The organism is Microbacterium sp. GCS4 (assembly GCF_001262495.1).
Taxonomy (GTDB): domain Bacteria; phylum Actinomycetota; class Actinomycetes; order Actinomycetales; family Microbacteriaceae; genus Microbacterium.
Genome location: NZ_LGYE01000001.1, coordinates 838,333 through 860,362 on the forward strand (window position 1 = coordinate 838,333; position 22,030 = coordinate 860,362).

Here is a 22,030-nt window from a genome sequence, read left to right on the forward strand (position 1 = left end):
CCTGGGTGTATGGGACGCTCTCCATTCACTCTAGCCGCGGCGGTGACGGCCGCACTGCCCGGAGCCGAGGTGACGGGAGCCCGCCCGCTGACCGCCGACGGCGACGGCAGGTTCGATTCCGCAGTCGCCTCACTCGCCGACGGCAGGGAGCTCGCGATCCGCGTCGCGGACGACGACGAGACCGCGCGTGAACTGGCCGCGGAGGCCCTCGCCCTGCGAGCGCTCACCGCAGGAGCACGAGCGATGCTGCCCTTCGCCGCGCCGGAGTACATCGGGGAGACGCGGCTCGGCGACGCACGCGCGCTCGTGACGGAGCTGCTCCCCGGCTTCCAGATCGAGGCCGCCCTCGTTCCCGCCGGGCGCGGCGCGGCCGAGTCGATGGGATCCGCGATCGCCGCCGTGCACGCGCTGCCGACGTCAGTCGTGCGCGGAGCCGGGCTGCTCATGCGCTCGGCGCAGGAGAGCCGCGACGAGCTGGCGCGGCTGATCGACACCGCCGCCGCGACGGGTCGCGTTCCCGCGCGACTCACCGTCCGCTGGCGCGAGGCCGTCGCCGACGACGAGCTGTGGCGATTCGAGTCCACGGTCGTGCTCGGCGGCGTGCAGGCGACCTCCTTCCTGTTCCGCGATGACGACGAGAGGGGCCCCGAGGTGACCGGCCTCCTGGGATGGCACTCGCTGTCGGTGGGGGATCCGGCGCTGGACCTGTCCTGGCTCTCGGCCGCGCCGGATGCCGCGGGAGACGTGCACGCGTCGTACGCGCGCACGGTCGACCGCGTGCCGGACCCCGCCCTGGAGGTGCGCGCCCGGTTGCTCGCGGAGCTCGAGTTCGCCCGATGGCTCGTGCACGGCGACTCCCTGCGTCGCTCCGACATCGTCGACGACGCGGCGGCACTTCTGGAGGCCCTGGCCGACGGACTGCATGCCGACGATCTCACGGTGGCCGACTCCCGCGGAGACGGCGTCGACTCGGCGATGGACGCACTGGACCGCGTGCCCGAACCCGCGGCATCGAGCGTGGACACGTCGATGCAGACGGACGCGTACAACCCGAACGAGCTGTGGCAGGACGAGTCCGACGAGCGCTCCACGGACGACGGCGCGGATGATACGAACGCCGATGCCGCGATCACCGATGACGACGGCACCCATGATCTGACCGAGGCGGCGAGCGCGGCCGCCCACCGCATGGAGGTCGGGGGCCTGGAGACCGAGGATCTGTCCGACGTGAGGCGTGGTCTCGCGCACGACGCGACGGAACGAGCGGACGACGATGCGCGGGACTCGGGGCGCACCGCCCCGCACGACGATGCGACCTCACCCGAGGACGAGGCTCAGCGCGCCGCGCGTGCCGCGCTCCAGCGCTGGAGGAGCTCAGCCTCCGAGTAGACGCGGTCGCCGCGGATGACGAGGTCGTCGCCCACGTAGTAGAGAGCGACATCGATCTCCTCGAGGGGCACCCCGAATCTGCGGTGGTAGGCGAGCCGGTAGAGCGCGAGCTGCAGCATCCGCTCCTCCCGGTCCTTCGCCGTGCGCGGTGCCTTGCCGGTCTTCCAGTCGACGATCTCGATGCGGCCGCCCCGATCCTCGCGTCGGTACACCGCGTCGAGCTTGCAGATCACGATATGCCGATCCTCTGGCGCCGTCTCGAGTCCGCCGCCGAGCACGAAGTCGATCTCGATCTCCACCGCGATCGGCCGCCTATCGCCCCACTCGCTCCGCTCGAAGACGTCCTGCAGCGCTGCGAGGTCGGCCGCATCCGCCGGTGACACGTCCGCGCCCGTCTCATCCGAGGAGGGGACGATGTCCTCGTCGTCCAGCTCCCAGAGCGCCTCGTCGACGCGCTGTCCCACGCCCACGAGCTCACTGCGGCGTTCGACCCAGGCGTGGAAGAGGGTGCCCAGGCGGGTCTGCCGATAGGGACGCTCCGGCATCGGGCGCACGATCGACGACAGGGTGTCGCCGAAGTCGGTGACGTAGTCCTTGAACCGCGAGGCAGGCACGCGCGTGGGCGGCGGGGCGTCCGTGCCCCGCAGCCTCGCCGCGCGCTCGGCCAGCAGCCGCGTGAGCTCGGGCGTGGGTTCCGCCGTCCCGTCTCCCGCTTCGCGCACCGCACGAGCGGCTGCCTCGACGATCGGGCGCCGCGCGCCGAGCGGATCGATCGGCCAGGTGAGCGTCGCCCCGGGGCCGTCGTAGGGGTTGTCCTCGGGATCGACCTCGGGGATCGGGCGTGCACCGCTCGCCTCGATCGCCTCGAGCAGATAGGGGCTCGGCGCCTTGGGCTGCTTCTGCCCCGCCCAATGCGCGCCCGTCAGCAGCAGGTCGGTGCGCGCACGGGTCACCGCCACGTAGGCGAGGCGACGCTCCTCCTCCTGCTGGTACTCGCGGTAGGAGTCCTTGAACACCGTGAGGGCACCAGGGGCCGTTTTGCTGCGACTGGTGAGAGAGGCGATCCCTGCCTTGAGGCGCTTCGCCGGGTCGGGCTCCTCATCCGTCGGGGGGATCCAGGTGAACGTCGGGAGTGCGGCGCTGTCGCCGCGCAGCGCGAACGGCAGCACCCCGAACCCGAACCATCCCGCGGTGTCGGTCGGACGCGAGGGGAGCTCTCCCTCGACCATCCGCACCACGGCGACCGCGTCCCACTCGAGTCCCTTCGAGCCGTGGATCGTGAGCAGCTGCACCACTCCCGGCTCCGGAGGTTCGGGGCGCGGCATGAGCTCGTCCGTGCTCTCCGCCTTGTCGAGCCAGGCGAGCAGGCTCGATATCGTGCCGCGCTCATCGGCGGCCAGGAACGCCCTGACCTCGTCCGTGAACGCACGCAGCTGTGTCGCGGCGATGCGCGCCGGCCCGCGCGTCTCGTTGGTCGCGAGCTCGATGTCGAGGCGCAGCTCCAGCTCGATCAATCGGAGCAGGTCGGGCAGCGGAAGCGAAGAGGAGCGCCGCAGCCGCTCGAGCATCTCGCCCGCCGCACGGATCCTCGCACGACCCTCCGGGGTGATCTCCGCCAGCAGGCGGTAGTCGTCGGCGAGACCTCGGACCACGTCGACGGCATCGACGATCGACAACGCCTCGTCCGCCCCGCGCGATGCCCGGATCCTCTGCCGCAGCTCGTCGTCGAGGGGCAGCAGCCCGCTGTCGCGTCGGGACAGCTCGGCCGCGAGTCCCTGCAGCGCGGCCATGTCGGCGACCCCCACCGCGAACCGCGGCCCCACCAGGAGACGGATCAGCGCGGACCCCGCCGTAGGGTCGTGCAGCACCCGCAGGGTCGACACGACGTCGACGACCTCGGGGGTCGAGAGCAGGCCCCCGAGACCGAGGATGCGATGCGGGATGCCGCGCCCGGCCAACGCCGCCGCGAAGGTCTGCATGTGCCTTTTGGAGCGGAACAGGATCGCGCCCGTGTGCGGCGCCGCCGCGTTCTGATGAGCCGCCCGCCGCTCGGCGAACCATGCGGCGACCTCTCGTGCCTCGTCGTCGACCGTGAGGGGGAAACGCACCTCGACGGCGCCGTCGCCCGCACCGGGGCGAGGCTCGAGCGGCGGCACGTCCAGACCGTCTCGGCGCAGTGGGCCGAGCACCTCGTTGGCGATGTCGAGCACACCGCGGTCGTTGCGCCAGCTCGTCATCAGGCTGTAGTTCTCGACCGGCTCGCGTTCGGCGAAGGTGCGCGCGAACGCGTGGAGGTTGTCGGCGCTCGCGCCACGCCATCCGTAGATCGACTGGTGCGGGTCTCCGACCGCCATCACGGCCGAGTCCCGGAACAGTTCCGCGAGGAATCGCGTCTGGATGACCGAGGTGTCCTGGTACTCGTCGAGGAGCACGACCCGGTGCTGATCCCGCAGTTCCTCGCGCACGTCCGCGGAGGACTCTACGATGTCGTAGGCGCCGCTCACCTGGTCCGCGAAGTCGAGCACGCCCCGACGCTCCTTCTCGGCGATGTACTCGCGGACCAGACTCGTCAGCGCCGGGAGCACCCGCAGGTTGGCGGAGACACCGCCGATGTCGGCGTGGCTCGCGTACGGCGCGAACGCCTCGGCCTGGCGCAGCGCGATCCGGTCGGCGCGTCCGAGATCGGCGCGGTGGTCGAGCGCATCTCCCGCGAGCCGCTGCACCGCGTCCACGACTCCGTTGAGGGACCGGTCGATCTCCTCGAGCTCGGGGAGATCGGCGCGCAGCACGATGTCGCGCGCGAGCATCCATGACGCCGCCTGGCTGAGCATCGCGACGTCGGAGTCCCGGCCGATGCGCGCCGCGTGCTCGCGCACGATGCCGTCGGCGAAGGCGTTGTACGTCGACACGCGCGGCCGGATCAGCAGATCCTCCACCGCCGGCGCCGCCGCTCCGCCCTCGACCGTGCCGAAGCGCGCCGCGAGGTCGTCGAGCACCTGCGCGCGGACGAGTTCGCGCTGACGACCGGCGGCCGCCTTCCCCACCCGCTCGAGCGCTCCTGTCGCGACGATCTCGGGCAGATGCGGCAGCAGGCCGCGGCGACCGTACTCGTCGATCAGCGCAAGCCGGGCAGCGATCCGCTCGGCGAGCTCCCCCGCCGCTTTGCGCGTGAACGTGAGTCCGAGGATCTCGTCGCGGCGCACATGCCCGTTCGCCACCAGCCATACGACACGGCCGGACATGGTCTCGGTCTTGCCGCTGCCGGCTCCCGCGACGACGAGCGCGGGAGTCGGCGGTGCTTCGATCACGCGCTGCTGCGCGGCGGTGGGCGGCAGTAGGCCGAGCGCCGCGGCGACATCGAGCGCCGACACCCCGTGCCCGGTGCCGTCCCAGACGGTCACGAGCTCACCGCCGGGACCGTGTGGATGCGGCAGGGCTGCACGCGCCACTGCGTGTCGGCGCAGTGGGCGTCGACGCGGGCGGTGAAGCTCGACGCCGACATCCCCCGCGCGGCATCCGCGATGCGCCCGAGGAACTGCACGCGCTCCTCCCCCGCGAGCGTGTGCTGGTGCGCGACGCGGAAGTCGCTGCCGGACAGGGTCTTGGCGACGAGAACGAGTCGCGCGCCGGCGAGCGCTGCGGGGGCCGCCCCCTCGATGAGTCCCTGCTGGACGGCGACCTGATACGCGGCGAGCTGCGCGTGGTCGGCGACCTTCTGTTCGCTCTCGGGTTCGTACTTGCCGGTCTTCAGATCGACCACGACGACGCGCTCGGCCTCGGGCGCGGCCATCCGCGTCCACTTCTGGCCGCGCGCCTTGGCGTGCTCGCCGCCGCCGGGGGCGTAGGCCTCCACCCGGTCGATGAAGCCGTGCACGATCGCCCGGTGCGGCTGCGGGTCCCCGTCGCCGGTCACGTCGTGCACGCCGGGCCCCGTTTCCAGGTCGCCGTCGCCGTCGTCGGGGACGTCCACCGCGAAGCGGAACTCCACCTCGCCGGCCAGCACACGACCGCCCTCCGCGGAGACCGCCGAGAGGTAGCTGTGCAGCCGGTCGATGTAGAGGTCGGCGCGGCGGCGCTCCTTGCGCCCGATCCACGCCGTCTCGAAGTCGAGTTCGGGCCAGTGCTCGGCCAGAACGGCCCGGAGGCGGTCGAGCTCACCGTCGGGAACCTTCTCCATCGCCTCATGCACGATCGTGCCGATCCCGGCCGACGGCGGCATGACCGAGTCGCCGCCCAGCGCCGACACGGCCCAGTTCAGCTCGCACTCCTCGAAGGACTCCATGCGCGACGGCGAGACGCGCGCGGCCTCCACGGTCAGGTCGTGCAGGGGCGCCTCGGTCGTCGTCGGAGTCACTCCGTACCACTCGTCGGGGTCCGCGCCGGGCACGCCCTCGCGGGCCAGCACCGCGAGCTGGCCCGCCGCGTGCTCCCTCGCCGCCACCGCGGTCGCCGTCGTGAGTGTCCGGCGGTGGCGTGCGACGAGGCCGCGCAGGGTGAGCGGATGCTCGGCCGAGGCGTGCATCTCGGGCGGTTCCGGTGCGGGCAGGAAAGCGAAGAACGGACTCGGCGTCATGTCGTCGTCGTCGACGGCGGTGATGAAGAGCCGAGTCCTGGCACGGGAGATCGCCCGTACGAACAGACGCAGTTCGTCGTGCAGCACCGCACGACGGCGATCGAGCACGCCCGGAGGCTGCTCGGCGACCCCGGTGCGAGCGGCACTCATCGCATCAGCGAGGCGCCAGGTCTGCAGCAGTCCGCCCCGGAGCCGCACGTTCGGCCAGACGCCGTCCTGCACACCGGCCACCACGACCACGTCGAACTCGGTGCCGAGAGCGGTCGCCGGGGTGAGCAGGGTGACACGCCCCGGCCTGTCGGGGCTCGAGAGCGAATCCTCCGGAACCTCGCTGTCCAGCACGTCGCGCACGAACGCCTCCGGCTTCTCGTTCGGCGTCCGCTCGACGAATCTCTTCGCGGCGCCGAACAGCGACACGAGGGCATCGAGTGCCCGCGCGGTCTCCGCGCCGCTCGCCTGCAACGAGGACTCGCGCCACGCGATGCGCAGTCGGCGGCCGTCGACGGCCCGCGCCTGATCCCAGACCCGCCAGAGCAGGTCGTGGATGGTCTCGCCGGCGGCCGCCGCCGCCGACACCTCGGCGACCGCCTCCGCGAAGCGGGCAGCGATACGAGACTCCTGCGCGTCGATGAGCGTCAGGTGGGCGGGCTCGGTGAGCGCCTGACGCAGCAGCTCGCGAGCGGGTGTCGAACCGCCGAGGTCGAGCTCGACGTGGCGCAACCGTGCCCGAAGGCGACGCAGTCCGATCGCGTCCATCCCGCCGAAGGGCGTGCGCAGCGCCTCCTCCCACTCCTGGGGCGTGCGGTCCTGCGGCGGCGTCAGCGCGAGCCGCACGACGCCGACGATGTCGCGCACGACGGACTCGCTGCCGAGCGGTCGCTGGATGCCGGCCGCCCTCGTCGGGATCTCCCGTGCGGCGAGCTCGGTCTCGAGCTGGGCGACCTGCCTCGTGTCGTGCGCGATGACCGCCATGCGGTCCCAGGGCACGTCGTCCGTCAGATGCCATTCCCGCATGACACCGGCGATGCGGTCGAGCTCCTCGTGCGGCGACGGCGCGAGGAAGGTCCGGACCGCAGGGTCGCTGTCGTCGGCGCTCGCAGAGGGCTGCGGCGCGCGGCGGTGATCCACTCGGCCCGCGGCCCCGATCGCCTGCGTCACGGCGCGGGTCAGTGTTGTGAGCTCGGCCGCCTGTCGATGCGGTACGTCGAGCACGTACACCTCACCGAGCGTCCCCGCGAGCTCCGCGAAGAGCTCGGGAGTCGCTCCGCGGAACGCCCCGGAGGAGATGTCGGGGTCGCCGAAGGCGAGCACGGCGATCTCTCGAGCCCGCAGCGCCTGCACGACCGCGACGCCGCCGCGCGTCAGCTCCTGGGCGTCGTCGATCAGCACGACGCGGAGCGGCGCGAGCGGACCGAGGGTGGCGGAGTCGGCCGTGCGCAGGATCTCCGCGGCTTCGGCGAGCAGATCGGCGGCGTCGCGGTGGGCGGCGCGTGCACTGTCCAGCACGGCGCGGTACTCGACCAGGAAGTCCGCAGCAGCCGTCCAGGCGGGGTCGCCCGCGGCGCGCAGCTCGGCCGGATGCGCTCCCAGTTCGACGCATTCGGCGAGGAACGCCCGCAGCTCCGAGCGGAATCCCGTGGACGCGCGTACGGATGGGCTCAACGCGTCGGGCCACACGATCGCCTCGTCCTCGGCGTCGCCCGCGAGCAGCTCGGCGATCAGGCGGTCCTGGTCGGCGCCGGTGAGCAGCGCGGGTGGCTCGGCGCCGGCACGCACCATCGCACCGCGCACGATCTGGAACGCGAACGACCCCAGAGAGCGCGCGAGCGGCCCCGGTGTCGCCTGGCCGATCCGCACCCCCACGCGGTCGCGCAGCGCGGTGGCCGCCTGCCGGTTCGGCGTCAGGACGAGGACCTGCTCCGGGGCGAGCCGCTCGACGTCGAGCAGGTGCACGACCCGCTCGATGAGCGTACGGGTCTTGCCGGTGCCCGGCGCGCCGATGATGATGCCCGATGATGTCGCCGCGGCGCCGATCACGGCGGTCTGCGCGGCATCCTGGGTCATGTCCTCCACGCTACTGGCGTGCGCCGACATCGCAGTCCGGCCCGCTCCCCCGCGCGTGTGCGCTCACGGCGAAACCGCGCCTTGACGCCGATCCGGCGTCATCCGCGCGGGGTAGAGTTGGGCGCACAGCAAGGTCGACGAGACAACGGGAGTACGCGTGGAAATCCGCATCGGCATCATCAACACCGGCCGCGAGCTCAGCTTCGAGACCGCCGCGAGCGCGGACGAGGTCCGCACCCAGGTCTCCTCGGCTCTCGAGCAGAACACGGCGCACCTGAGCTTCGCCGACGTCAAGGGCAACTCCTACCTCGTCCCGACCGCGCAGCTGGCGTACATCGAGCTCGGCACCGAGGAATCCCGCCGCGTCGGCTTCGTGGCCTGACCGGCGATGTACATCCTTCTCGCGCTGATCGGCGCGTGCGTGCTCGGCGTCGCCGCGCACTTCGTCCTGCCGGGGCGTGAGCTCCGCGGCGTGGCGCTCACGCCCGCGCTCGCGACGGTTCTCTCCGCGATCGCCTATACGGGCCTGCAATGGCTCGGCGTCGGCGAGGACAGCATCTGGCTGTGGCTGGCGAGCGTGCTCGGCGCGGTCGTGGTGGCCGGCGCCGTCACGGCGCTGATCGTCGGCATCCGCCGACGCACGGATGCCGAGGCCAAGGCCGCCCTCGGCATCTGACGGGGCGCCGATCCTCTTACGAGGCAAGTCCCATCGCATCCATGCGGCGGGCGTGTGCGCCCATGAGCTCGGTGTACACGGGTTCGACGCGCTCCTCGGTCATCGCGGCGAGCTCGGGCTGGCGCAGCGCCGACCGGCACACGAGGATCGTGTCCCCCACGAGCCGGCGGGCCCACATCGACAGCAGCGAGCGCCACTCGCCGTCGCCGTCGATCGTCTCCTGGATGATCGCGACGATCTCGTGCCGTGCGTCGTCCTCGCTGAGGATCGCCACGACACGCTCCCCGACCTCGCCGTAGCTCGATGCGAGCGCGAGGTAGAAGTCGTCGAGCATCCCGGCCGTGATGTACACCGAGAGCAGGGTCTCGCGCGGACGCGCCCCGATCGTCTTGCGACGGAACGCGTCGAGGTTCTCGCGGAAAGGCAGCATGAGCTGCGTCGGGTCGTCGCCCCGCTCGGCGATCAGATCGACGATCGCCCTGTGCTTGGTGAGGGCGGCGCCGGCGGCTCGGGACAGCGATTCCTTCTCGGAGAGCTCGGGCGTGGCGCGGATCAGGCGTGTGAGCGTCTCGAAGTAGCCGAGCTGCAGATACGCGGCCTGACCGAGGAACCGGTCGAGCTCGGGAGCGACCTCGGCGAAGTCGACCCTCGTCGCCGTGCCCTGATCGCCGCGACTGCGCAGCGTCATCGTCCGCCGGGGCGTCCGACGCTTCCAGAACCAGTTCACCACGGGCTTCACAATACTCGGGCGGACCTCCACTTCCAGGCCGAGCCACGCCCTGGGGGTAGGCTGTTCCCGTCCCCGCCGTCGGAGCGGGGCCCGCGCCTGTGGCACAAGAGACGGCGTGGATCCGTGAACGTGGCGATCTCACCGGTCGCCGGACAGGCATCTGAACATTGACAACCTTCGCTGATCTCGGAATCGATCAGGACATCGTCGACGCACTCGCCGCCAAGGGCATCGTCGACGCCTTCCCCATCCAGGAGCAGACCATCCCGCTGGGACTGCCCGGGCAGGACATCATCGGCCAGGCCAAGACCGGCACCGGCAAGACCTTCGGCTTCGGCATCCCGGTCGTGCAGCGGCTCGGCCAGAACCCCGAGCCCGGGGTCAAGGCACTCATCGTCGTCCCGACCCGCGAGCTCGCGGTGCAGGTGTACGAGGACATCGATCTGCTCACGAGCAACCGCTCCACGAGCGTCGTCGCGATCTACGGCGGCAAGGCGTACGAGGGGCAGATCGACCAGCTCAAGGCCGGAGCGCAGATCGTCGTCGGCACCCCCGGTCGTCTGATCGACCTGGCCGGCCAGCGTCTGCTCGACCTGTCGAACGCGACCGAGGTCGTTCTCGACGAGGCGGACAAGATGCTCGACCTCGGCTTCCTCGCCGACATCGAGAAGATCTTCCAGAAGGTCCCGGCGGTGCGGCACACGCAGCTGTTCTCGGCGACCATGCCCGGCCCGATCGTCGCGCTCGCGCGCCGCTTCATGTCGAACCCGATCCACATCCGTGCGAACGACCCCGACGAGGGTCTGACGCAGGCGAACATCAAGCACCTCGTCTACCGTGCGCACTCGCTCGACAAGGACGAGGTCATCGCGCGCATCCTCCAGGCCGAGGGCCGCGGCAAGACCGTGATCTTCACGCGCACCAAGCGTGCGGCGCAGCGCCTCGTCGACGAGCTCGGCGACCGCGGCTTCAACGTCGGCGGCGTGCACGGCGACATGGGCCAGGATCAGCGCGAGCGGTCGATGGCGGCGTTCAAGGCGGGCAAGAAGGACGTGCTGGTCGCGACCGACGTCGCCGCCCGCGGCATCGACGTCGACGACGTCACCCACGTCATCAACCACACGATCCCCGACGAGGAGAAGACCTACCTCCACCGCGCCGGTCGCACGGGACGAGCCGGCAAGACCGGCATCGCGGTCACGTTCGTCGACTGGGAGGACCTGCACAAGTGGGCCCTCATCAACCGCGCGCTGGAGTTCGGCCAGCCCGAGCCGCTGGAGACCTACTCCTCGAGCCCGCACCTGTACGAGGACCTCGACATCCCCGCCGGCACCAAGGGCCGTCTCGTCACGGCGCCGAAGGCCGAGAAGCCCGCACGCCAGCCGCGTCCCGAGCGCGCGGCGGACGCGGCGGCCGAGGGCACGGCGGAGGGCGGCACGCGCCGTCGTCGCCGTCGTCGCGGAGGGTCGAGCTCGGTGGGCTCGACGTTCGCCGAGGGCGCGAACGCCTCGTCATCCGGCGACGGACAGTCGGCTCCGTCCGCCGACCGCAGCGCGGAGGGCGCCGGCACGCACGACGGCGCCGGCAAGGAGCATCACGACGGCAAGCCGGCTCCCGCGCGTCGCCGTCGCCGCCGTCGCGGCGGCTCGGGCGCAGCCGGGACCACCCCGGTCGCCGGGGCCTGATCGCCCGGGACCTGGACGTCCGAGGGGGCGGATGCTGCAGCGGCGGCATCCGCCCCCTCCGTCGTCTCGGCCGCCCGCCTCGGAAGCGGCGGACGCGGCGGGTAGACCCACGTGACCATCACGACCGAGATGATCATGAGCAGGAACCATGAGCTGAGCTTGCTGAGCGACACCGGCTGCCACGCGATCACCTGATCGGGATAGGCCCAGGCACCCGCCCACGTGCCGATGTTCTCGGCGAGGTAGATGAACACCGCCACGCCCGCGAACACCGCGAGCAGCGGAAGCCGGATGGTCCGTCGCCACACGCGCGCGTGCATGATCGTCGGGGCCCACAGCAGCACGACGGCGGCGAGCAGCACCCAGCGCGCATCCCACCACCAGTGATGCGTGAAGAAGTTGACGTAGATCGCGGCGGCCAGTACCGTCGTCGCCCACCGCCACGGATAGCGGGTGAAGCCCAGGTCGAACAGCCGGTGCACGCGCACCATGTAGGAGCCGACCGCCGCGTACATGAAGCCGCTGAACAGAGGGACGCCGCCGATACGGAGGATGCCGTCGGCGGCATACGCCCACGATCCGACGTCGGTCTTGAACAGCTCCATGGCCGTCCCGGTGAGATGGAAGAGCACGATGACCCACAGCTCGCGACCCGATTCGAGGCGGAACACGAGCATCGCCACCTGGATCAGGACGGCGGTGATCGTCAGGGCATCGTTGCGCGCGAGCGCCGCGTCGTCGGGATACCACAGCCGCGCCGCGACGATCGCGAGGAGCAGCGCTGCGCCGAACACGCAGGCCCATGCCTGCTTGAGCACGAAGACCGCGAACTCGACGAGACCGGCCCGGAGACCCCCCGCGGGAGCACCGCGCAGCACACGGTGGGCGATCGCGTCGATGCGTCGTTCGAGGGGTGTCGCTCTCTGCATGCTCGGAACAGTATCGACGCTCCTCGACAGTTCGCCGTGAGTTGCGGTGCTCCGTCGCGATCGCGTCAGGGGTAGCGCGGCTCGCTTCCCGTCGCCCGCTCGATGAGCCGCGCCACCATGCGCTCGTCCGTCGTGTTCTCGCCGGGGAGGTTCGGCTTGCCGCTGCCGTGGTAGTCGCTCGACCCCGTCACGATGAGGTCGTGGTCTGCGGCGATGCGGCGCAGGGTCCGCTTGCCCGACTCGGTGTTCTCACGGTGGTCGATCTCGAAGCCGCCGAGTCCCTCCGCGATCAGCCTCTCGATGAACGGGATCGGCATCATGCGGTCGCGTCCGCTCGTCACGGGATGCGCGATGATCGCCACTCCCCCGGCATCCGTGATCAATCGCACCGCCGTGAGCGGGTCGGGCGCGTAGTGCGGCTCGTAGTACCCCTCGCGCGGATGCAGGATGCCGTCGAACGCCTCGGTGCGGTCGCGCACGATGCCCCGCGCCACGAGCGCGTCGGCGATGTGCGGCCTGCCCACGGTCGCATCCGGGGTCGTCTGGGCGAGCACGTCGTCCCAGTGCAGGTCGTAGTCGCGGCCGATGTTCCGCACGATGCGCTCGGCGCGACCGATCCGATCGCCGCGGATCCGCTGCGTCTCGGCGACGAGACCCGGGTGCGCAGGGTCGAAGAGGTAGCCCAGTACGTGCACGCTGCGCCACTCGTGCTTCGCCGACAGCTCCATGCCGGGAAGGAACGTCAGGCCGCGGCTCACGGCCTCCTCGCCCGCGGCGTCCCACCCGGTCGTGCGATCGTGATCCGTGAGGGCGAGCGTGCGGACGCCGTGGGCCTGGGCCTGGCGCACGACCTCGCGCGGCGACTCCGTACCGTCCGAGTGGTTGGAGTGCAGGTGCAGGTCAGCGGGACCCGCGAATCGGTGCGAGCGAACGACGGCCATCCTCCGAGAGTACCGAGCGCGGCCGGTCCGAGACGCGCACGGACACGGCAGGGTGTTCCCAGCGAGTCCTCCTAGGCTGGAGGGGATGCTGAGACTTCTGGGGATCCTGTTCACCGTGCTGCTCGCGATCGGGACGGCGATCGTGGTGTGGCCGCAGTTCTTCCACCTCGAGCAGACCTACCCCTTCGCACAGATCGTCGCGGCACGCGGCATCGTCCTGGCGGCGTTCCTCGGCATCGCCGTGCTGGCACTGCTCCTGACGATCGCACGCCCGCTGCGCGGCTTCGCCGCCTCGGTGCTCATCGTGGCGCTGCTCGGGGCCGGAGCGACCGGCGTGGTCGGCATGACGAGGGGGTTCGGGGCCGCCGGGCTCCCCGCCGCGACCGATGCCAGCATCCGCGTCCTCACCTGGAACACCGCAGGAGACGCGGTCACCGCCGAGCAGATCGCCCGTGAGGTGCTCGACCAGGGCGCCGACATCGTGGCGCTCCCGGAGACGACCGAGGCCGTCGGCGAGCAGGTCGCGGTCATGCTGCGCGACCAGGGACGCCCGATGTGGGTGCACCATGTGCAGTTCAAACCCGATGTGGTCGACGGCCCGAAGTCCTGGTTCACGACCGTGCTGGTGTCGCCGGAACTCGGCGAGTACTCGGTCATCGAGTCCTCGGAGGACGGCTCGAGCAACACCGGCTCGGTGCCGAGCGCGGTGCTCATGCCGGTCGGCGGCAACGGGAACGCACCGACGATCGTCGCCGTGCACGCCGTGGCCCCGCGCATGGAGGAGATGGAGGGTTGGCGCAGCGACCTCCGCTGGATCGCCGACCAATGCCCTGAGGGCAACTTCGTGCTCGCCGGGGACTTCAACGCGACCATCGACCACATGGCGGGACTCGGGGTCGACGGCGGCGACATGGGGTACTGCCGAGACGTCGCCTCGCGCACCGGCAACGGCCTGAGCGGCACGTGGCCGAGCTCGCTGCCCGCGCTGCTCGGCGCGCCGATCGACCACGTCATGGCCTCGCCGAACTGGACCCCGACGGGCTCCGAGGTGATCGACGACGCGAGCGGCAGCGACCACCGGGCGCTCGTGGTGCAGCTGGAGCCTGCGGGCTGAACCGCTCCGGCGCGGCATCCCGCTTCCCCGTCTCAGGTGACAGACTGGAGGGATGAGCACCGCAGAACGCGACACGATCGCTGAGCCCGCCGTCGAGACCGCCGCGGAGAAGCCGGCCGAGACCGGCACGACGAACCGCAAGCAGCCGTTCCCCCGCGGCTTCCTCGACACGATCTCCACCGGCTGGGCGGAGCGCCCCGAGCCCCTTCCCTCGCCCCGCGCGCAGGCCCCGTACGCCGCGACCCGTCGTGCGGCCGTGTCCGCCGCCTTCCCCGGGCTGCGCCTGGTGGTCCCCGCAGGCTCGCTCAAGCAGCGCAGCAACGACACCGACTATCCGTTCCGCGCGCACTCCGCGTTCGCCCACCTGACCGGCTGGGCAGCCGACAGCGAGCCCGACTCGATCCTCGTGTTCGAGCCGACCGACGACGGCCACGACGTGACCCTGTTCTTCCGTGAGCGCGCCGACCGCACGACCACGGAGTTCTACGCCGACGCGACCGTCGGCGAGTTCTGGATCGGCCCGCGCCCCTCGCTCGCCGGAGTCGCCGCCGACCTCGGCATCGCGACCGCGCACCTCGACGACTTCGCCTCCGTGGACGGCGAGCTGTTGCTCGAGGAGTCCGAGGACCTCACGCGCTTCGTCTCCGAGCTGCGTCTCGTGAAGGACGAGTACGAGATCGCCGAGATGCGCCGCGCGGTCGACATCACCGCCCAGGGCTTCGACGACATCATCCGCGCTCTGCCCGACGCGGTCTCGCATGCCCGCGGCGAGCGCGTCGTGGAGGGCGTCTTCCACCGCCGCGCGCGAGAGGACGGCAACGGAGAGGGGTACGACACGATCGCGGCCTCCGGTCCGCACGCCTGCTACCTGCACTGGACGCGCAACGACGGCACCGTGGTCCCGGGCGACCTGATCCTCGTGGATGCGGGCGTGGAGGCCGACAGCCTGTACACGGCCGACATCACCCGCACGCTCCCCGTCTCTGGTTCGTTCACCGAGGTGCAGCGCCGAGTGTACGAGACGGTGCGCGAGGCCGCGGACGCCGCGTTCGCGGCCGCGCGAGTGGGTGTCCGCTTCCGTGAGGTGCACGAGGCCGCCATGAAGGTCATCGCCGCCCGCACCGCCGAATGGGGTCTGCTCCCCGTGACGGCCGAGGAGGCGCTCGACGCGGATGCCGGCGGGCAGCACCGTCGCTACATGGTGCACGGCACCTCGCACCACCTGGGCATCGACGTGCACGACTGCGCGCAGGCGCGCCGGGAGATGTACTACGACGGGATCCTCGCCCCCGGCATGGTGTTCACGATCGAGCCGGGCCTGTACTTCCAGATCGACGACGTGACGGTACCGGCCGAGTACCGCGGCATCGGCGTGCGCATCGAGGACGACATCCTCATGACGGAGGACGGCCCGGTGAACCTCTCGGCGGACATCCCCCGCACCGCCGACGAGATCGAGGCGTGGATCGCCCGAGTGCAGGGCTGAGCGCCGCACGTGCATGACGGCGAGCTCGGGGTCACCGACGAGGTCGCCGCGCGGCTGATCGCGCAGCGTTTCCCCGAGCTCGCCGGCCTGCCGCTGCGTCGGCTGCGGACCGCGGCGACGGTGAACACGATCGTCCGCATCGGCGACGATCACGTGGCGCGCTTCCCCCTCGTGGGCGAGTCGGAGGAGCGGCTGCGCGCCGAGGCCGCGGCCATGGTCGAGTTCGCCGATGCCTCGCCGGTCGTTGCGTCCGTTCCCGTGGGTGTGGGCGCGGCGTCGGAGGAGTTCGACTCCGCGTGGTCGGTGCAGACGTGGGTCGCGGGCGATCCGGTCGGACCCGTCACGCACGAGTCCTCCGACGACTTCGCTCGCGATGTGGTCGGTGTGGTCTCCGCTCTTCGCGCGGTGCCGCGGCGCGGCCGCGTCTTCGGCGGGCGCGGGCGCGGAGGTCGGCTGCGCGACCACGACGACTGGGTGGAGCACTGCCTGGGTCAGAGCACGCGGCTGGTGGACGTCGGTCGGGTGAGGCGACTGTGGCGTGCGCTGCGCGATCTGCCGACGGCCGGACCCGATGTCATGAGCCACCGCGACCTCACGCCGTTCAACCTTCTCTCCGCGGGTGATCGCCTGGCGGGGGTGCTGGACACCGGCGGTTTCGGCCCTGCGGATCCGGCACTCGACCTCGTCGCCGCCTGGCACCTGTTCGACGCCGACCGCCGCGACATCGTCCGTGACGGCCTGGGAGCGGATGCCGTCGCCTGGCGCCGCGGAGCCGCCTGGGCCTTGCAGCAGGCGATGGGGCTCGTCTGGTACTACGTGGAGAGCAACCCGGCGATGAGCGGACTAGGCCTCTCGACCGTGGGGCGCCTGCTGTCGGACGAGGAGCTGGCGGCACTCCGTTGACCGTCAATCGTCGGTCTCGGCGGCGATCTCGACCTTGAACCCCTGGGCGTTCTCGAGCCAGCCCGCGTAGTGGTCGGGCCCTCCCGCGTGCGGATAGCGGTCGTGATAGAGCGGGTTCCAGCCGTGGTCTGGCGCCTCGCCCATCAGCGCGTCGACCTCGCCGGGCGTCCCACCCCAGAATGCGAGATGGTTCAGGCCGGAACGACGCCGGTCGTGCTCGGGCGCTGCGAGGTTGGGCGAGGTCGTCAGCGTCAGGTAGGTCGTCCCCGCCTCCCACGTCCGCCCCTCCGACCACTGCCCGGTCTGCTCCAGTCCGAGCCTCTCGAGCAGCCAGCTCCACGAGCGCGCCGCCTCCTCGATGTCGGGCACCCAGATCTCGACGTGGTGCAGGCCCTTCACGACGGGAGTCCCCGGTGAACAGCGGCAGGAGCGAGGATCGGGGCACCGGGTTCGAGGTTCACCCCGCCATGCTGTCAAGCCTGTGCGAACGTAGCAATATATGGCGCGAGCGAGGCGCCGATCTGCTCTGCCGGGCGCTTGCGTCCCTTGACCTCGAACGTGTGGCCGCCGCCGTCGATCCACACGACGCGCGCATCCTGGCAGGTCTGCACGACGGCCTCGAACTGGTCGACGGGCTGGATGAACGGATCGTTCGAACCCTCCACGAACAGCTGCGGCACTGAGATCGCCGGCAGGTGCTCGGCGCGCGGCTTCTCGGGACGACCCGGCGGGTGCAGCGGATACCCGAGGTACGCGAGGCCGTCGACCGCGAGCCCCTCGGCCACCGCCATCGACGCCATGCGCCCTCCGTACGACTTGCCCGTCGCCCAGATGCGCGAGTTCGGTGCCTGCTCACGCGCGAAGGTCACGACCGCGTTCCAGGTCGCCACGGCATGAGTGGCGGGCCCCGGCATCCGGCGACCCTGTTCGACGTACGGGAAGTTGAACCGCAACGTCGCGAAGCCGAGTTCTCCGAGGGCTTCCGCGAATCCGGTCAGGAACGGATGGTCCTTGCCCGTGCCGGCCCCGTGGGCGATCACCACGACGTCGTCGCGCGTGCCCTCGCTCCAGTCCGCGGACACCGTCACGGAGCCGGTGGACAGCTGGACCGGGATCGAGGGCATCAGCGGCGCAGGAACGGGATAGCGAATGGGATCCGCATCACCTTGCCGGCGGAGGCTCGCACCATGCCCACGATCACGAGCACGACGTGCAGCACCGACAGCGCGAAGTAGATCGTGATGATCGTGCCGAACGGGAAGAAGCCCTCGATCGGCCCGCGTGCGGAGAGGGCGAAGAGCAGCACGAAATGGCTGATCACGAGCACGGTCGACACGAGGAGATATGTGAGGCCCCAGTTCAGCGCGACACGCGCGTTCTCGGCGGCCACACCGCCCGATCGGCGCGAAGCTCCCCCGCTCACCGCCATCGCGATGCCGGAGGCGAGACCCCCGACGAACGGGAAGGGGATGAGGATGAGCAGCCCGAGCGCCCACGGCAGGAGTCCGCGCGGAGGAGGTGCCGCAGGGTAGACGCCAGCGGGGTACCCGGGAGCGGGCGCCGCGTACCCGGGAGCCTGGGCCGCGTGCGTCGGGGGCTGCGTCGGCTGTCCCGGTGCCTGCGCCGGGAATCCGGGAGCCGCGGGCGGTGCGACCTGCCCCGGCACGACGGGCGGGGCAGGCGGCGCAGGCGGTTGCGGGACCGCGGACGGCGTCTCGGGTCGGATCGGCTCGTCGGCGCTCATCAGGCTCCTTCGGCGGGTTTCGGTCCGGCGGCCGGTCCGCTGCCCGGCTCCTGCTCGGGCGTCGTCTCCGGGTCGGCGGGGCGCGGGGGGATCGGCGCCTCAGCACCCTCCGGAGGAGCCGTGACCGCGGGCGGTGTCTGATCGGCGGGAGCCGGCGGCTGCGCCTGCCCCTCCCCGCTTCCGGGCGTGATGCGCTCGCCGTACCGCGGCGGCTCGTCGAGGTTCACGGGAGGACGCACCGTGGCTGGGCGGACCGCGCCGAGGACCTGGCGCGCCTTCGCGAGCGATGCGGCCTGCACGCGCACCTCGTAGTGGTCGGCGGCGAACTGCGTGACACTCGCGAAGTCGCGCCGACGACGGACGATCGCGTAGGTCACGAGGCTGAGGATCATCCCGAGCGCGACGCCGATGAAGACGAAGCCGACGAACATCTGGATCGGCACCTCGGGGTTGCCGATCACGAGGATCGCGGCGAGGAAGAGTCCGATGAGCACGCCGTTGATGGCGCCGGATCGCGCGGCGGCGGCGTAGCCGAGTCGACCGGTGATGCGCTCGACCGTGCGCACGCTCTGCCCGACGATCGTGATGTCGCGCGCGGGCACCTCCTGGGCGATGAGCTTCGACACCGTCTTCTGGGCACCCTCGTAATCGCGCGTCGAGGCGACGATCTCCCCTTCGTCGCGGCTGTCGGCGGGACGGTTCAGCATGCTCATCCCGCCATTGTTCCATGCCTCCCCCTGATCGGCCCGGGAGCGGCCGGATCGGAGGCGGATGCCGCGTCGCACGCACGACCGGCGGACTACGCTGGACGAGTGAGCACACAACGGGTATTCGCCGCGCGCCTGGCTGGCTGCGCCGTCTTCGACCCCGTGGGCGATCGGCTCGGCAAGGTCCGTGACGTCGTCATCGTGTACCGAAGTACCGCGGCCCCGCGCGTCATCGGCCTCGTCGTCGAGATCCCCGGGCGCCGCCAGGTGTTCCTGTCGATCGGACGCGTGACCTCGATCCGCTCCGGCCAGGTGATCAGCACCGGCCTCATCAACGTGCGCCGCTTCTCCCCCAGGGCGGGCGAGGTGCGAGTGCTCGCCGAGCTGCTCGGGCGTCGGGTGAGCCTCGTCGACGGCAGCGGTGACGCCGTCATCGAGGACGTCGCGATCGAGCCGAACCGGCTCGGGGAATGGGCGATCAGCCAGCTCTTCCTGCGCCGCCCGAAGACGAGCGCCTCGCCGTTCGCGAAGGGATCGACCACGTTCGCGGCCTGGAGCGAGGTCGCCGAGGAGCGCGCGCCCGGCGAGGCGCAGTCGGCCGAGCAGCTCGTCGCCTCCTATTCGGAGCTGCACGCCGCAGACCTCGCCAACACGCTCCTCGATCTGCCACAGCAGCGCATGATCGAGGTGGCGGAGGAGCTCTCCGACGATCGTCTCGCCGACGCTCTCGAAGAGATGCCCGAGGACGAGCAGGTGCACATCCTCGACCGCCTCGGCGACGAGCGCGCCGCGGACATCCTCGACCAGATGGAGCCCGACGACGCGGCCGACCTGCTCGCCCAGCTCCCGCCGAACCGCCTGGAGCAGCTCCTCGAGCTCATGGAGCCCGAGGAGGCGGAGGACGTGCGGATGCTGCTCCGCTACGGCCCCGACACGGCCGGCGGTCTCATGACGCCGGAGCCGATCATCCTGTCCGCCGACGCCACGGTCGCCGAGGCGCTCGCACTGATCCGCCGGCACGAGCTGCACCCGGCCCTCGCTGCCGCCGTCTTCGTGACCCTGCCGCCTTTCGAGACGCCCACGGGACGCCTCCTCGGCATGGTGCATTTCCAGCGGATGCTGCGCTCCCCGCCGCACGAGCGCCTGGGCGCGATCGTCGACGACAGCCTCGAGCCCGTGCCTGTCACGGCCTCGGCCGCCGAGGTCGCGCGCATGCTGGCGAGCTACGATCTCGTGTCGCTGCCCGTGATCGACACGGCGCATCGCCTGGTCGGCGCGATCAGCATCGACGACGTACTCGACTACCTGCTGCCCGACGACTGGCGCACGCACGACAGCGACGAGCCCGTGCAGGCCACGGCTCCGGGTGCGGCCACCGCCCGCGCACAGAGCGCTCCCGCCCCGCGGAAGGAGGTCGGATGATGGCCCGCTCGCCTCGCCTCGACGCTCCCGGCCGCGGATCCTCCCGGCCCCGGGCGACGTCCCGCGACCGGTTCGGCCGCTTCACCGAGTGGGTCGCCCGCGCCATGGGGACGCCCGCGTTCCTCGTGATCCTCAGCCTGTTCTGCATCCTGTGGATCGGATGGAACACCCTGATGCCCGACGGCCTGCGCTTCGACGACGCCGCTCTGGGTTTCACGGCGCTCACGCTCATGCTCTCGCTGCAGGCGTCTTACGCCGCGCCCCTGATCCTCCTCGCGCAGAACCGTCAGGACGACCGCGACCGGGTGCAGATCGAGCAGGACCGTCAGCGCGCCGAGCGCAACCTCGCCGACACCGAGTACCTGGCGCGCGAGATCGTGGCGCTGCGGATGTCGCTCGAGGAGCGCAACTCCCAGGTGGTGACGCGCGACGTTCTCCGCCAGGAGCTCAAGGCGCTGCTGGTCGAGCTCGGCGACTCCGACGAGCCGTCGGGGACGCATGCGGGGCAGCACGTCGACGATCGCCGGTCGAGCGGTCGCACGACCCCATGAGCTCCGCGGATTCCGTCCGAGCGGCGGTGGCGGCGGTCTCGGATCCCGAGCTCCGGCGTCCGATCGGCGACCTCGACATGGTGCGCGAGATCTCGGTGGAGGGATCGCGCGCACACGTCGCGATCGTCCTGACGATCGTCGGATGCCCGGCGGCGCAGCGCATCGAGTCCGACGTGCGCGCTGCCGCGGCCGCCGTGCCTGGCGTCGACGATGTCGAAGTCGAGGTCGGGGTCATGACGCCCGCCGAGCGCAAGGCACTCACCGAGAAGCTCCGCGACGGCCGTGCGCCGCGGCAGATGCCCTTCGGCCCCGATTCGCTGACCCGGGTGATCCTCGTCTCCAGCGGCAAGGGCGGAGTCGGCAAGTCCACGGTCACGGCGAACCTCGCCGTCGCCCTCGCCGAGCAGGGCCTCGCGGTCGGTCTGGTCGACGCCGACGTGCACGGCTTCTCGATCCCCGGCCTGCTCGGCATCGCCGCCGGCACCCAGCCCACCCGGATCGACGACCTCATGCTCCCTCCCGTCGCGCACGGGGTGAAGACCATCTCGATCGGCATGTTCCTGCGCGACGGGGAGGCCGTGGTCGCGTGGCGCGGTCCGATGCTGCACCGCACCGTGCAGCAGTTCCTGACCGACGTGTTCTTCGGCGCCCTCGACGTGCTGCTGATCGACATGCCTCCGGGCACCGGCGACATCGCGATCTCGATCGGACAGATCCTGCCGCACGCCGAGGTCCTCGTCGTCACCACACCGCAGGCCGCGGCGTCCGACGTGGCGATCCGCAGCGGCCTCGTCGCGCGGCAGACCGGGCAGAGGGTGATCGGCGTGGTCGAGAACATGGGCCCCCTCACGCTGCCCGACGGAACCGTGGTCGACCTGTTCGGCTCGGGCGGAGGAACGGCCGTCGCGGATGCGCTGTCCGAGACCGAAGAGGTCCCGCTGCTCGCGAGCATCCCGCTGAGCCCCGGTCTGCGTGCGGGAGGAGACGCCGGAGTCCCGATCGTGCTCGCGGATCCGACGGATGCCGCCGCCGCGGCGATCCGCGATCTCGCACGCTCGCTGTCGCGCCGGGGGCGCGGCCTGTCCGGGCGCCCGCTGCCCATGTCCCTCGGCTGAG

19 protein-coding genes are annotated in these 22,030 nt (G+C 71.4%); 10 read left to right on the plus strand and 9 right to left on the minus strand.

What is annotated here, in order from left to right; genetic code table 11:
* The first annotated feature begins 9 nt into the window (after window positions 1-9).
* A complete protein-coding gene (locus AKH00_RS04160; protein ID WP_235556686.1) occupies window positions 10-1,389 on the plus strand; it encodes a hypothetical protein in 1,380 nt (459 codons plus the stop codon).
* On the opposite strand, the gene AKH00_RS04165 is transcribed toward AKH00_RS04160, so the two are convergent.
* Entirely contained in the window at window positions 1,335-4,790 is a 3,456-nt protein-coding gene (locus AKH00_RS04165) for an ATP-dependent DNA helicase (protein ID WP_200903792.1), read from the minus strand. The two genes, AKH00_RS04160 and AKH00_RS04165, sit on opposite strands and share 55 nt — an antisense overlap.
* Window positions 4,787-8,026 (minus strand): ATP-dependent helicase, encoded by a 3,240-nt coding sequence (locus AKH00_RS04170; protein WP_050721409.1) that lies wholly within the window; start codon window positions 8,024-8,026, stop codon window positions 4,787-4,789. The genes AKH00_RS04165 and AKH00_RS04170 overlap by 4 nt, the downstream gene beginning before the upstream one ends.
* 157 nt (window positions 8,027-8,183) lie before the next feature.
* Here AKH00_RS04170 and AKH00_RS04175 point away from each other — a divergent pair, with 157 nt between their 5' ends.
* Complete coding sequence (locus AKH00_RS04175; RefSeq protein WP_050721410.1) at window positions 8,184-8,408, plus strand: DUF3107 domain-containing protein; 225 nt, start codon at window positions 8,184-8,186, stop codon at window positions 8,406-8,408.
* 6 nt (window positions 8,409-8,414) lie between these two features.
* The gene (locus tag AKH00_RS04180) at window positions 8,415-8,702 is read left to right on the plus strand and encodes a hypothetical protein (protein ID WP_050721411.1); all 288 of its coding nucleotides are present in this window, start codon (window positions 8,415-8,417) and stop codon (window positions 8,700-8,702) included.
* A gap of 16 nt (window positions 8,703-8,718) precedes the next feature.
* Here the strand turns inward: AKH00_RS04180 and AKH00_RS04185 are convergent, their stop codons facing one another.
* A complete protein-coding gene (locus tag AKH00_RS04185) occupies window positions 8,719-9,432 on the minus strand; it encodes a ferritin-like fold-containing protein (RefSeq protein WP_050722041.1) in 714 nt (237 codons plus the stop codon).
* 167 nt (window positions 9,433-9,599) lie between these two features.
* Here AKH00_RS04185 and AKH00_RS04190 point away from each other — a divergent pair, with 167 nt between their 5' ends.
* On the plus strand, window positions 9,600-11,117 hold the full coding sequence (locus AKH00_RS04190) for a DEAD/DEAH box helicase (protein ID WP_050721412.1): 1,518 nt from the start codon (window positions 9,600-9,602) through the stop codon (window positions 11,115-11,117).
* Here AKH00_RS04190 and AKH00_RS04195 read toward each other — a convergent pair.
* Entirely contained in the window at window positions 11,027-12,046 is a 1,020-nt protein-coding gene (locus AKH00_RS04195) for a DUF817 domain-containing protein (RefSeq protein WP_082297388.1), read from the minus strand. The genes AKH00_RS04190 and AKH00_RS04195 overlap by 91 nt on opposite strands.
* Window positions 12,047-12,111: 65 nt before the next feature.
* Window positions 12,112-12,987, minus strand: a complete 876-nt coding sequence (locus tag AKH00_RS04200; protein WP_050721413.1) for a PHP domain-containing protein — start codon at window positions 12,985-12,987, stop codon at window positions 12,112-12,114.
* Between the two features lie 85 nt (window positions 12,988-13,072).
* Between AKH00_RS04200 and AKH00_RS04205 the strand changes: the two genes are divergently transcribed.
* Genes AKH00_RS04205 through AKH00_RS04215 form a run of 3 tightly spaced genes read left to right on the plus strand, consistent with a single transcriptional unit; the run spans window position 13,073 to window position 16,490 of the window.
* Window positions 13,073-14,101 (plus strand): endonuclease/exonuclease/phosphatase family protein, encoded by a 1,029-nt coding sequence (locus tag AKH00_RS04205; protein WP_050721414.1) that lies wholly within the window; start codon window positions 13,073-13,075, stop codon window positions 14,099-14,101.
* A gap of 52 nt (window positions 14,102-14,153) precedes the next feature.
* A complete protein-coding gene (locus AKH00_RS04210; RefSeq protein ID WP_050721415.1) occupies window positions 14,154-15,587 on the plus strand; it encodes an aminopeptidase P family protein in 1,434 nt (477 codons plus the stop codon).
* 9 nt (window positions 15,588-15,596) lie between these two features.
* Window positions 15,597-16,490 carry a phosphotransferase gene (locus AKH00_RS04215; RefSeq protein WP_050721416.1) on the plus strand — a complete coding sequence of 298 codons (894 nt, stop codon included), beginning with the start codon at window positions 15,597-15,599 and terminating at the stop codon, window positions 16,488-16,490.
* Window positions 16,491-16,493: 3 nt separating this feature from the next.
* Here the strand turns inward: AKH00_RS04215 and AKH00_RS04220 are convergent, their stop codons facing one another.
* The 4 genes from AKH00_RS04220 to AKH00_RS04235 all read right to left on the minus strand — a co-directional run bounded on the left by AKH00_RS04220 (window position 16,494) and on the right by AKH00_RS04235 (window position 18,947).
* Complete coding sequence (locus AKH00_RS04220) at window positions 16,494-16,889, minus strand: VOC family protein (RefSeq protein ID WP_050721417.1); 396 nt, start codon at window positions 16,887-16,889, stop codon at window positions 16,494-16,496.
* Window positions 16,890-16,963: 74 nt separating this feature from the next.
* Complete coding sequence (locus AKH00_RS04225) at window positions 16,964-17,614, minus strand: alpha/beta hydrolase family protein (protein ID WP_050721418.1); 651 nt, start codon at window positions 17,612-17,614, stop codon at window positions 16,964-16,966.
* Window positions 17,614-18,234, minus strand: a complete 621-nt coding sequence (locus tag AKH00_RS17570) for a DUF4870 domain-containing protein (protein WP_082297389.1) — start codon at window positions 18,232-18,234, stop codon at window positions 17,614-17,616. Before AKH00_RS17570 ends, AKH00_RS04225 begins: the two co-directional genes overlap by 1 nt.
* The gene (locus tag AKH00_RS04235; RefSeq protein WP_050721419.1) at window positions 18,234-18,947 is read right to left on the minus strand and encodes a general stress protein; all 714 of its coding nucleotides are present in this window, start codon (window positions 18,945-18,947) and stop codon (window positions 18,234-18,236) included. The genes AKH00_RS17570 and AKH00_RS04235 overlap by 1 nt, the downstream gene beginning before the upstream one ends.
* A 99-nt stretch (window positions 18,948-19,046) precedes the next feature.
* On the opposite strand from AKH00_RS04235, the gene AKH00_RS04240 reads away from it, so the two are divergent.
* From AKH00_RS04240 to AKH00_RS04250, 3 genes are read left to right on the plus strand one after another with little or no spacing between them, the layout of a single operon-like run.
* Entirely contained in the window at window positions 19,047-20,363 is a 1,317-nt protein-coding gene (locus AKH00_RS04240) for a magnesium transporter MgtE N-terminal domain-containing protein (RefSeq protein WP_050721420.1), read from the plus strand.
* Window positions 20,363-20,914: a DUF1003 domain-containing protein gene (locus AKH00_RS04245; protein WP_050721421.1), complete on the plus strand. Its 552-nt coding sequence runs from the start codon at window positions 20,363-20,365 to the stop codon at window positions 20,912-20,914. The genes AKH00_RS04240 and AKH00_RS04245 overlap by 1 nt, the downstream gene beginning before the upstream one ends.
* The gene (locus AKH00_RS04250) at window positions 20,911-22,029 is read left to right on the plus strand and encodes an Mrp/NBP35 family ATP-binding protein (RefSeq protein ID WP_050721422.1); all 1,119 of its coding nucleotides are present in this window, start codon (window positions 20,911-20,913) and stop codon (window positions 22,027-22,029) included. Before AKH00_RS04245 ends, AKH00_RS04250 begins: the two co-directional genes overlap by 4 nt.
* Window position 22,030: the final 1 nt, after the last annotated feature.